8 protein-coding genes and 1 pseudogene are annotated in these 11,727 nt (G+C 53.6%); 5 read left to right on the forward strand and 4 right to left on the reverse strand.

The annotated features are described in order from the left end of the window. The first annotated feature begins 180 nt into the window (after positions 1 to 180). From AB9F26_RS21570 to AB9F26_RS21580, 3 genes are all read left to right on the forward strand, one after another. Complete coding sequence (locus tag AB9F26_RS21570) at positions 181 to 492, forward strand: antibiotic biosynthesis monooxygenase (RefSeq protein ID WP_335586919.1); 312 nt, start codon at positions 181 to 183, stop codon at positions 490 to 492. A gap of 182 nt (positions 493 to 674) precedes the next feature. Beyond that, positions 675 to 1,664 (forward strand): IS110 family transposase, encoded by a 990-nt coding sequence (locus AB9F26_RS21575; RefSeq protein WP_369769056.1) that lies wholly within the window; start codon positions 675 to 677, stop codon positions 1,662 to 1,664. Positions 1,665 to 2,109: 445 nt separating this feature from the next. Continuing rightward, a complete protein-coding gene (locus tag AB9F26_RS21580; RefSeq protein ID WP_369769057.1) occupies positions 2,110 to 3,132 on the forward strand; it encodes a hypothetical protein in 1,023 nt (340 codons plus the stop codon). 502 nt (positions 3,133 to 3,634) lie between these two features. On the opposite strand, the gene AB9F26_RS21585 is transcribed toward AB9F26_RS21580, so the two are convergent. From AB9F26_RS21585 to AB9F26_RS21600, 4 genes are all read right to left on the reverse strand, one after another. Further along, the gene (locus AB9F26_RS21585) at positions 3,635 to 5,503 is read right to left on the reverse strand and encodes a dihydroxy-acid dehydratase (protein WP_369769058.1); all 1,869 of its coding nucleotides are present in this window, start codon (positions 5,501 to 5,503) and stop codon (positions 3,635 to 3,637) included. 169 nt (positions 5,504 to 5,672) lie between these two features. Further along, a complete protein-coding gene (locus AB9F26_RS21590) occupies positions 5,673 to 5,981 on the reverse strand; it encodes a hypothetical protein (protein WP_335586915.1) in 309 nt (102 codons plus the stop codon). Positions 5,982 to 6,002: 21 nt separating this feature from the next. Then, complete coding sequence (locus AB9F26_RS21595; protein ID WP_335586914.1) at positions 6,003 to 6,401, reverse strand: hypothetical protein; 399 nt, start codon at positions 6,399 to 6,401, stop codon at positions 6,003 to 6,005. A gap of 100 nt (positions 6,402 to 6,501) precedes the next feature. Beyond that, positions 6,502 to 6,903 (reverse strand): DUF805 domain-containing protein, encoded by a 402-nt coding sequence (locus tag AB9F26_RS21600; RefSeq protein WP_335586913.1) that lies wholly within the window; start codon positions 6,901 to 6,903, stop codon positions 6,502 to 6,504. A gap of 738 nt (positions 6,904 to 7,641) precedes the next feature. Between AB9F26_RS21600 and AB9F26_RS21605 the strand changes: the two genes are divergently transcribed. Together AB9F26_RS21605 and AB9F26_RS21610 are read left to right on the forward strand one after the other, a co-directional pair. Beyond that, positions 7,642 to 7,836: a hypothetical protein gene (locus tag AB9F26_RS21605; protein ID WP_369769059.1), complete on the forward strand. Its 195-nt coding sequence runs from the start codon at positions 7,642 to 7,644 to the stop codon at positions 7,834 to 7,836. A 338-nt stretch (positions 7,837 to 8,174) separates the two neighbouring features. After that, positions 8,175 to 11,727: pseudogene (locus AB9F26_RS21610) on the forward strand (hypothetical protein); the annotation flags it as partial.

Below are 11,727 nucleotides of genomic sequence, written 5' to 3' on the forward strand. Positions count from 1 at the left end.
GATAGGCCGAAGACTGTCCTGAGCGCCACCATGATCCATCAGGGTAGCGGAATAACGATATCGTGCCAAAATGGACACGAACGTCAAAAACTCTTAAGGGCACCAAGATCAGCCGGGTTTCTACACAGCCTCCGGACAAAACGAACATCGCTCGTTAAGGTGATCGCTGGAGGATCACGGATGAAATATGATGCCGATCCAACCAGCATTGTGTGCCTTTCAGGCAAGCTACTCTGCTCTTGCACGGACGATGTGGAGGTCATCAAGGACAGCCTTAATGAACATATACGGCTGACTTTGAACGAACCCAGATGCCTGTCCTTCAAGGTCTGGCAAACTGACGACGCCCTGGTTTGGCGCGTTGAGGAGAGTTTCATAAACTCTTCAGCGTTTTCGCATCACCAACAACGAACCCGTGCATCAACATGGTGGGCGGCGACCGCAGCAATCCTCCGTAACTATAGAATTACTGGTCTTGAAACGAGTGAATGAGGGCGCGAACCGGACGTTCGCCGTGTGCCGCGCCGATGTCAGGAGAGAGGACAAATTGCCGTCCGGTAGTTTGGCACTACTTGTGGCTTTCTGCCCAAAGCATGCGTAATTGGGCTACCTCTGTTCTGAGGTCGAGCTCCCGATAAGATCACAAGATGATTTTTGAACAAGGGAGATAGAAGATGGAATATTTTGCCGGTTTAGATGTGTCGTTACGATCCTGTGCGCTTTGCATTGTTGATAGCAAGGGGACGCTGCTTTTGGAGCGGGAGTTGCCTTGTGAGGTCAGCGATATTGCAGAGTGCCTTGCACGCTTCCCCCATCCGATTGAGCGGGTCGGCTTTGAAGCGGGCACGATGAGTCAGCACCTGTTCCATGGTCTGGAAGCAGAAGGCTTTGATGTCGTCTGCATGGAAGCACGACAGGTCAACGCGGCGCTGTCAGCGATGCGCAACAAGACGGATAAGAATGACGCACGCGGGATCGCTCAAGTGCTACGCACGGGTTGGTTCAGCCCGGTGCATATGAAGAGCCGTGAGGCTCATGGTGTCCGTTCTTTGCTTAGCACGCGCAAGGCATTGCTAAAGAGGCCAATGAATCTGGCCAAGACTGTGAAGCACGGCAGTTTCGATGGAGTCGTCCGGCCGATGATCGAGATGGATGACGTTCTAGCGCATGCCTTGGTGCCGCTCTTGGATGCACGTGTGGTTTTGTATCAGCACTTTCTGGAACTGGATCGGCGTGTCAAACGCGCCGCCAGCCATGATGAGGTTTGTATGCGAATGATGACCGTACCGGGTGTTGGACCGATTGCATCATTGACCTTCAAAGCCGCTGTGGATGATCCTACGCGCTTCAAACGGTCACGGACTGTAGGCGCGCATTTTGGGCTGACACCGCGACGATATCAGTCAGGTGAGCACGACAATCTTTGTCGAATATCGAAAGCGGGGGACAGAGACGTTCGCGCAACTTTGTATGCAGCTGCAAACGCTTTGCTGATGCGGACGATGGCTGGCTCACAGATCCAATCATGGGGCATGCGACTGATGTGCACCAAGGGTCGCCGTCGCGCCGTTGTCGCAGTCGCCCGCAAACTCGCCGTCTTGCCGCATCGCATGTGGGTTGATGGCACGGAATTCCGTCAGGACCAAGTGGGAGGAGCGGCATGAACTAAAAGCCGACCACCAATCCTAACGGGGTCGTCCCTCACCGGACGAGGTCTGTGCCTTCTCAGGCATGTAAACATGCCCTGTCAGGTAATAGAAGGAGCCGAAAATGGCTGCTGCGCAACGTGAAGCGCGTCTCAAAGCAAGGCTCTCCACTACCGATCCGACATATGCGTGCAGCGGTGCCAAAACGGCATCAACCAGACTGCGAACAGAAGCGTGACCCGGATGAGTGACAAAGACCCAAAAGAAAGAAGGAAAACGGGCTTGACCTAAACATCCAATTAGAGAAGCTGACCTTAAAGCACTTTGCGGCTAACGGTAGCTTTGCCTCACTTGGGTACATTTGACCCTAATTGCTGCCACTTCACATTTTTGACAAGTTTACCGAATTTGAATAGAGCCGGCCATATTATAGCGAGTTACTTTTTTGACGAAGGAAATTGAGTTGAGCACAACACAACCACGATCTGATCTTCCGCCGAGTCGAATTTTGAGGATCGGTTTCACCGTCTTGATCAGTCTGTTTTTAATGGTATTTTTGGGAGCTTATTTATGGCCGCAAGCGGAGTCTCATTCTAGTAAAATAGCTGGGTGGATCCTTTTAAGTGTCATTTTTTTCTTTCCGTTGGCTCTTCTGTTCGTTGGGGTTCTAAGCAGTGTATTGTTTGCCTTCGATAGGCGCGCCTTCAAGGGAAAGCGGTTGAACCGGTGGCAAACAATCGTTCTCGTTCTGTGTTTGATGCTCGGCGTATTGGAGGGTTTTCTGAATACAGAGGTGGGAAACATATCTCTATTTCTCCTGATATATTGGCTGCTGACAGGAAGAGTAGCGGGCCGCGCCGGTTGGTCCGTTCGACATTTCGCGCGCACCCCATGGGATGAAAAGCTATACCTCATTGTTATGGTCGGGGCCCTTTCTCCCATCGTTTATTCATTGATTTCAATGGCGCCACGGGTCTTTTATAATCGCATTCACACTGAGCCAACCCCACGAGGAATTCCAGAGTTCCGCGTCGAATATGATCACTATCTGACGCGAGATGTCGATCGTGCATTGCTTAGGTTTCCGGATATTCAATCTTGCCTTGCGGAGGGGGCAAATGCGCAAAATCGTGCCGAACTCATCCAAATAGATTGGGATAAGATTGTCAGCACAGGCGATGCAACGGTTTGTTCCTTTAGATTGCTCCATGAATGGGGCGGCGTTCTCCAAGCCGCTGAATGGATGGAGGCGCAAGGCTTTGAGTTCGGAGAGATAAATAGCCCAACTAACCCCTATGTCACCTCAGATGGGACAATGAGAGTTGACGGGCGTTGGTCGATAAGGGAAAACGGACCCAGATTTCCGACCACTGGCCTCGTTCCGCGCTTTCTAAATTCGGTGGGTTATCTGATGACGATTTCCGCAACTTTTGATGCTGAAGGCAAAGAGCTTTTGTATCTCAGACTACTTACCTCAACACTCTAAGCCCTAAGACCCAGTTTATTTGGTAGTCTGTTTTGCACTGCAGACATTGGTGCAGAATGCAGCGAGGGTCTGCTTCCCGCTCTTCGTGTCGGATGCTGCGTTAGCACGATGGTTTCGAATTAAGCCCTAATGTAAGCGAAGCGAACGGGCCTGAGCTGACATTCGAAAATTGCGCAGCGAAGGTCCGCTTCTCCAATCGGGTGTTTAGGTTAAGCTCTTTTCCTTTGGTTCATTTGGGATATTGTTGCCCATTTGGGGCGCGCTTTTCTTCGAGGTTCGTTTGATGCCGTAATTTCAACACTGATGTTATCGGCGGTGAAAACAATCTGCGGCGCGCGTGTGCCTCAGTGCTCAAATAGGGCGGCTCAGAAGGAGAAATCGAAGATAACCCACATTCAATAGCATTACTCTCAGGTCTGAGAGTAATGCTTCAGTGTTTGGACGTCGAGAGTTGGGTCACCGGACTGATGCCGCGGCAATGCCATTTACGACAGATTGTGCGCTAGAACTCTTTAGCGGTGCCCGGTCGCGTTTTATTCGACGGAATAAAGCCAGAGCGGTCTGCATCTCTTGGTTCTCTGACCCAAACCTCTCGGTTTGGATGAATGCCGCCACCACGCGATGCTGGAACGGCAGAGTGACGCGCACGATGTAAGAGGCGCGTGTCCGCGATGCCACAAGAAGGATGAGTGCCGCCATTGTCTGCGGTTTCTTTTTCCCAAATAGCTTTGCGTTTCGCAAATGTCTCTGGGTCCTTAAGCTCTGTGCAGGTTAATTCACTTGTATTCAGATCTGCGATAATTTCATCGCCATCTTTAATGAATGCGATTGGCCCACCAAGAGCCGCCTCTGGCCCCACATGTCCAATCACCAGTCCAACGGACCCTCCAGAGAAACGCGCATCTGTCATCAAGGCGATCACGATGCCTTTTTCCCGGCAAAGGGTGGTGATGCGTGCAGTCGGGTCTAGCATCTCTGGCATGCCAGGTGAGCCGGTAGGACCCTCGTAGCGCACAATGACCATATCGTTATTTTGAAAGCTATCTGGGTCCGCATCGAGCGCTTTCAAAAGGCCACTTTGCCCATCGAAGGTGCGCGCTTTGCCGCGGAATAGATTATCGCCTAGTCCACCTTCAACGCCTGCAAGTTTTAAGATTGCTGAAAAATCAGGAGACAGATTGCCGCTTAGTAAACGCAAACCACCTGTTGGTTTGTAAGGTTTTTCAACTGTATAGACGACTGTCCCGTCCGGTTTTGCCGTGTTCAGGCGCTCGACCTGCGCACTTAGGGTTTCCCCTGTGCAGGTCATAACGTCCCCATTGATTAAGCCCATTTCCAGAAGCTCGCGGACAATCACTTGAACGCCGCCAACTTGATCAATGTCGACCATGGAGTATTTGCCATATGGGCGCGCGTCCGTAAGGACAGGCACGACATATTGCGAGAGATGATTGAACTCTTCTGGCGTCATAACGTCTTGCCAAAAATTCTCATATCCTGCGGCGCGAGCAATCTCAGGCGCGTGCAAGATGACGTTGGTTGATCCACCCACAGCCAGTGCAACAATCAAGGCATTGCGTAAAGAGTCGCGCACAACGATGTCGCGCGGCTTTAAATCCAGCTCAATTAACTGTGCTAAGTAATCGACGAGTTCGTTTGGAAATTCATTGAGGCGTCTGGAGTCATCGGACGCGGGGGCCACCATGTGCAACGGCTGCATCCCAGCGACGGCGATGAATATTTGCATGGTGTTGTAGGTAAACATGCCACCACAGCTTCCAATACCCGGACAGGCGTGGCACGCAATGTGATGACGGTATTCTGGATCCGGATGGCCGGCGGCCTCGTAGGCACTCACAATGTCGATTGCGCCGCCAGTTTTGGGATCAATCCCGGGATGGATTGGTCCGTCCGACAGGATGATTGCTGGCGTATTATGTTCGAGCAAGGCGGCCAACGTTCCGACAGGTGGTTTGTCACATGCAACAACTGCGATAGTTCCTGCAAGGCCACTCGCTTCAAGGTGTTCGCAAAGCGCATCATTGGTAACTTCGCGGCCAATAAGGGAGTAGCGCATTTCGCGCGTCCCGTTCCGAATGCCGTCTGACGTCGCGACCGTGTATTGGGGCTCGACAAGACGAAATTTCAACTGCTCTGGTTCCGTTCCGATACGGTCCCTAAGGCGGGCATGAATTGCTTCAACTTTATCTGTGACGCCCAAGTAGCATTGGCTATCGCCCTTAGTTCCGACCACACCGACTGACGGTTTATGGATCAAGTCTGGGCTGGTTCCAAGCTCCTTGGCCATGCCAATGGTTTGGGCTGAGCGCCCAGGATGGCGATCAATAAGAACGGATTTTGATATAGTCATGAGAGTTCCTTAGTGCGATAAAACAGGCAAGACACGGTCATACCTAAGTCTTATTCCGCATTCCTAAACAATAAGCGGTATCTGGGTGGGTGTCACGTTGATCTTTGGAGGTTTTTTCAGAGACAAGATGGTCGTGTCAGGGAGGGCACTCGTTTTGGTAAAACGCCGACTAATCCATTTTCGTATAGTCTTCAAAACCCTCAACTGCGCCGTCAATCGTCGTGCAGTTCCCTGCGGCACGGACGGTCGGATCATCCCACATAACATTCCAAAAAATGGTGATTGAATTCTCATCGATTATGCCTGGAAATACAGAAACCGCTGCGTTCGGCAATTCCTTAAACTCAGGGACTTCAAACCAGACGTAATCGTGGCAGACCTTCAACGCGTCGGTTGTGGCTTCGTCAAACATTTGTGCTGACACTGGAGACGCCAGCGCTACTGTGAGTGCAAAGGCTGATTGTACGAAATTATTCATGTTGAATTTCCTCTACTTTGGTTACCAACCAGCGGCTTGGATCGCGCTGGTATCCAAGCCCGCCAACGCAGCGCGCGCATCAATTCCATACGCGCCATGGCGGTTTGAGCTTCCAGCAGCCAGACCAATACCTATGGCTGTCGCTATTTCCAGATCGCGGACTTCCTTTTGTTTGCAGGTAATGAAGCCGTAGTCCCAACCCGTTTTATAGTCTGCGTTCGCTGCATAGGCAGCACCATCTTGGCTTCGTTTGCCGAACATGTCGCCACCCGCGTGCTTTCCGCTTGCACATCCCGCGTCGTATCCTGCGACATAAGTTTCAGAGTAGCCATGGCTACTGAGGGCGTCTTCGGTGCTCGTCACACTGGAACATTCGGCAACAACGGGCAGGGTGAGGAGGGAAAAGACCGATGTCTTCATAAGGTATCCAATCAGCCTATCGAGGAGAGGGGTGCAAAATTTGCCGCAGGCTCGGGGTTAAAAACCAGAACGTGAAAAGCTGACTTATCTGCCGCGAGAATTAGGGCGCATTGAGAGGCTGTTGTGGGCCAAATTCGTTGTCGCCTTTATCACTAGGTTGGATATAAAAATAGATCAAAACCAGAAAGCCGATCACAGGTAAAAGTGCGATCAACAACCACCAGCCAGATTTCCCAATATCGTGTAAACGCCTCATAGCGACGGCAATGTTCGGTAGAATAACGGCTAGAGAAATCAGAAAAGAAAGTGGCTGCCCACTTCCGCTCTGAAAGGTATCAAAACCTAATAAAGGAGCTATTATGACGCCGTCGATGAGGCGGGTGATTGCCAAAATAACGGTTATACTCAAAACCCACCACCAAAACTCGGGTCGGGAAGCGCGCCCCGAAAAAGTAGCATATTTTGAAAGAACGGTGCGGCTCGCCAGAATTGCAAATTCCATAGTTTATCCTTCTTCGCTATAATCAATTCCGGTTATAAGGCCGGCTGTATCTGCTCGACAATTCCATGGTGCCGTTGCGCCAAGTAGATCGACTGTTGTGAGTGTTCCTGTGTCTGTCGGGATTGTAGACGTTGCAATGACGATGCTTGCGGAGACATTGGCCTCCTGCGCAACAGCGAGTTCACAGCGCGCATTCAAGGCGGCATTGTCCAATGATGGAGCAGGTGTAGGCACTATATCGCAGGCCACAAGGCCGGCTGAAAAGGCGCAAACCAAGGCTATCGGTTATTTCATGAGACCCCCGTCAACTAAGTAAAACAAACCTTCAACTTAAAGAAATCGTAGTGGAACTTAGTTTAAACACCAAGACTTTTCGCGCATGTGTGTCTTGGGGGATGCTCGTGGGATCGATTGACCGCGTTTGCAGGCAACCTCACAAAAATTATTGTTCTGCTTAGGAGCGCCGACTCTGCGCAACAATAGAAACGGATCTGGTTGCCGAAGTCCAAAACATCAACCCGCGTCCGAAAACGGTGTGAACTCGCAATGATCAAGGCCCAGAGCGATGCCATTCGAGCGTTTCCGTAAGATCTGCGACGCGACCTAAAAATCCGTGAGTGAAATGGCTGCGCGCGCGGTTGTAAAAGGGTCGAAGGCGGGAGGAGGGACCTTCGGCCGAGGTGGCCGATCGCTGCGCGGTTGATGCTCTCAGCGTGCAGCGGATCCGCGCCCTCTGGGATGCGCGCCCCTAGGCCTGACGCCGAGCTGCTCGCCCCTGTGAGAAAACCACAGATTGCGCTAGGGGCAAAGAGCCAAGCCGACATCGAAATTGCGCTGGGGCGGATTGGCAGTGATTTGATCACCTGCGGAGATCGGCATGGGGCGCTGGTGACCTGGGCGATCAAGCACCGCGCAATTGTTGGGCCCGAATAGGGCGACAGGAAACGAGATACCCGCGCCTACGGGCAGGGGCGCTCGGTGGTTCAGTACCGAACTCCACGATATCTTGTTCCCTAAATTGGCCGCGAGGTGGCTGGCCTTTTTTAACATTTGAGAAACTAATTGAAAAGATTAACAAATAGTTTACGCACGTAACGTGGGACATCGCTTGGCGCGGCGAAAAATGATTTGAAATCGGCGTTTTAGGCAGCAGGCATGGACACCCCTCAACACAGATGCACCCGGTGCATTTTGTGCGGCGCGTCCTCTTTGCCCCGCCGATTTTTACAGCATTCCTTTTCAATATTTCAAACAAGCGAGACCGTATTTTTATGCCCATTTATTCAGAGTTTCAGGTCAACACCTACACAGCGAACTCTCAGAGATCCCCCCAAATCACCGTATTAAGCGATGGCGGTTGGGTGGTGACATGGCAGTCCTATGGTCAGGATGGCGACAATTGGGGTATCTATGCGCAAGCTTATAACGCTGACGGTACCCCGCAAAGCAGCGAGACGCAGGTCAACACTTATACGGTTGGTAGCCAAAGCATCCCCCAGATCACCGCGCTGAGCGATGGCGGTTGGGTCATTACGTGGCTGTCCTTTGATCAGGATGGCGACGGTTACGGCGTCTATGCTCAGGCTTATAATGCGGATGGCACGGCCCAAGGCAGCGAGACGCAGGTTAACACTTATTCGACCAACTACCAGTCCCAACAACACGTCGCGGCCTTGAGTGATGGCGGATGGGTGATCACATGGGCGTCCACTGGTCAGGATGGCGAAGATGTCGGCGTTTATGCGCAGGCCTATAATGCGGATGGCACGCCCCAAGGTGGCGAGACACAGGTGAATACCTATACAACAAGCGTTCAGCAGTCCCCCCAGATTACCGCACTGAGCGATGGCGGCTGGGTGATTACATGGACGTCGTGGGGGCAGGATGGCGAAAGTGCCGGAATCTATGCGCAGGCCTATGACGCCACGGGTTCCGTACAAGGGGGCGAAACGCGCGTTAACGCCACCGTGACAGGCTCTCAAGAAGAGTCATCAATCACCGCGCTGAGTGATGGCGGCTGGGTTGTCGCATGGCCCGCCTATTTACAAGATGGCGAAGGTTTTGGCCTGTATGCGCAGGCCTATAATGCGGATGGCACGCTGCTTGGCGGCGAGACACTGGTTAATACCAGTCCGCTCGCCTTCTGGAGTTACACCCCCCAGATCACCGCGCTGAGCGATGGCGGTTGGGTGATTACATGGGAAGCGCCAGATCAGGATTCCTACGGTGTCTATGTACAGGCTTATAATGCTGATGGCACGGCCCAAGGCAGCGAGACGCAGGTCAACACCTATACAATTAACGATCAGGCCACCCCCCGGATCGCCGCGCTGAGTGACGGAGGATGGGTGATCACATGGCGATCCAATGGTCAGGATGGTAACAGTTGGGGCGTCTTTGCACAGGCTTTTAACGCCGATGGCACGCCCCAAGGGGACGAGACGCAGGTCAACAACCACACTCTGAGCTATCAGACCGACCCCGAGATCAGCGCCCTGAGTGATGGCGGCTGGGTGATCACATGGAGGTCCGATGTGCAGGATGGCAGCAGTAACGGTATCTATTCACAGGTCTATAACGCCGATGGCAGCGTGAACTGGGGGCTGCCCTCGGATGTGGCGGCTTTTGAAGGGATTGCGGCTGATCTGGACTTGTCGGCGGTGCATTTTGCCGTTGCTGGCGGGGGCGCGAGTTTTGCTATGACGCTCACGGCGGACAGCGGTACGCTGGAAGCGACCTCAACCGGCACAGTTACCGTGACCGGCAGTGGAACCGGTGCGTTGATCCTGACGGGCCTTCCGGCGGATATCGATGCGTTTTTGAACACAGCCACGGCGATCCAGTATACGGGTGCTGCGGATGTGGCCGGAAACAATGCGGCGTCGATCAGCGTGACCGCTAATGACGGCGGAACGGTTGAGGCCCTCGGTGCGGTCAATGTGGATATCACGCCAATTTTTGAGACACAGGTTAATACCTATACGACAAACGAACAGACCAACCAGCAGATTACCGCCCTAAGCAATGGCGGCTGGGTGATCACATGGCAGTCCCTTGACCAAGATGGCGACATTTACGGCATCTATGCACAGGCCTTTAACGCGGATGGCACGCCCCAAGGCGGCGAGACACAGGTCAACGTCTATACGACAGGAAATCAGGAATACCAGCAAATCACCGCGCTGAGCGATGGCGGCTGGGTGATTACATGGCGGTCCCCGGGGCAGGATGGCGACGATAGCGGTGTCTATGCACAGGCCTATAACGCGGACGGTACGCCCCAAGGCGGCGAGACACACGTTAGTACCTATATTGCAGGCTCCCAGTACAGCCAACAAGTCACCGCATTGAGCGATGGCGGCTGGGTGATTACATGGACGTCGTGGGGGCAGGATGGCGATGCCGCTGGCATCTATGCACAGGCCTATAACGCCGATGGCACGCCTCAAGGCACCGAAACACAAGTCAATACTTACACGACATTAGAGCAATACAACGCTCAAATCTCCGGGCTAAATGATGGTGGTTGGGTCATCACATGGGTCTCCTATGATCAGGATGGTTCTTTTCCCGGCGTCTATGCACAGGCCTATAATCCGGATGGTACGCCCCAAGGCGGCGAGACACAGGTCAATACTTACACGACCAGCGGCCAGTACGAGCCCCAAATCACCGCGCTGAGCGATGGCGGATGGGTGATTGCATGGAACTCCTCTGGCCAGGATGGCGACGGTTGGGGCATCTATGCACAGGCCTATTATCCGGATGGGACGCCCCAAGGCGGCGAGACGCAGGTCAATACCTACACGGCGGATAATCAGTACTTCCCCCAGATCACCGCGCTGAGCGATGGGGGCTGGGTGATCACATGGACCTCCCAGTGGCAGGATGGCGACGGGAATGGCGTTTATGCACAGGCCTATAATGCCGACGGCTCCGCGCGAGGCGATGAGACGCAGGTCAATACCTATACAGCAAGCAGCCAGTACGAGCCCCAGATCACCGCGCTGAGCGATGGGGGCTGGGTGATCACTTGGCTGTCCAATGGTCAGGATGGCAGCAGTTATGGCGTCTATGCGCAGGCCTATTATGCCGATGGCAGCACGCAAGGCGACGAGACGCAGGTCAACACCTATACTGAAGGCAATCAATACCTCCCACAGATCGCCGCACTAGAGGGTGGCGGATGGGTGATCACATGGCAGTCCACTGGGCAGGATGGCGGCGGTGCCGGCGTTTACAGTCGCAGTTTTCAGCCTGTCGCGAGCGGGGATGTTTCAGTCACGCTCACAGGGAGCCAAGCCGCAGGCCAAACGCTGACTGCCGAGATCGAAGGCCTTCGGACCGACGATCCGCGATTTACCATTAGCTATGTTTGGACGGCGGATGGGGTGGTTCTCGAGACCACCTCCGAGAATACCTTTGCACTGACGGCAGCGCATGTGGGGGCCGAGATCGGCGTGACGGTTCTTATTCAGGACGCATCGTTTGAGACCGCGTCGGCACAGTTCGCGCCCGTGACCGGCCCGATTGACGATGGCAATCACGACCTGACTGGGACCGTGCTGCTTGTCAGTGACAACGCCGATCCGGCGGTATTTGGGCTGGGGGATACGGTGACTGCGGATGTAAGCGGCTTGGCCGATGACGACGGGTTGGGCACGCTGCGCTATCAATGGTTGCGCTCGGGCGAGAAGTTTGAGGGGGCGCAAGAGGCCACTTATACGCTCACGGATGAGGACGAAGGCCATGTGCTGACGGTTCTCGTTTACTTTAATGACGGCGGGGGGTTCCACGAGGCAGTGACCAGTGTTGCGGTCCAAG

This window comes from Falsihalocynthiibacter sp. BN13B15, assembly GCF_041205415.1.
GTDB lineage: Bacteria > Pseudomonadota > Alphaproteobacteria > Rhodobacterales > Rhodobacteraceae > Falsihalocynthiibacter > Falsihalocynthiibacter arcticus.

What these genes read in the sequence shown, in the direction of transcription:
- AB9F26_RS21600 (WP_335586913.1), bottom strand. Translation starts at nt 6,903, where the DNA reads ATGGAATTTGCAATTCTGGCGAGCCGCACCGTTCTTTCAAAATATGCT.
- AB9F26_RS21570 (WP_335586919.1), top strand. Translation starts at nt 181, where the DNA reads ATGAAATATGATGCCGATCCAACCAGCATTGTGTGCCTTTCAGGCAAG.
- AB9F26_RS21590 (WP_335586915.1), bottom strand. Translation starts at nt 5,981, where the DNA reads ATGAATAATTTCGTACAATCAGCCTTTGCACTCACAGTAGCGCTGGCG.
- AB9F26_RS21575 (WP_369769056.1), top strand. Translation starts at nt 675, where the DNA reads ATGGAATATTTTGCCGGTTTAGATGTGTCGTTACGATCCTGTGCGCTT.
- AB9F26_RS21585 (WP_369769058.1), bottom strand. Translation starts at nt 5,503, where the DNA reads ATGACTATATCAAAATCCGTTCTTATTGATCGCCATCCTGGGCGCTCA.
- AB9F26_RS21595 (WP_335586914.1), bottom strand. Translation starts at nt 6,401, where the DNA reads ATGAAGACATCGGTCTTTTCCCTCCTCACCCTGCCCGTTGTTGCCGAA.
- AB9F26_RS21605 (WP_369769059.1), top strand. Translation starts at nt 7,642, where the DNA reads ATGCGCGCCCCTAGGCCTGACGCCGAGCTGCTCGCCCCTGTGAGAAAA.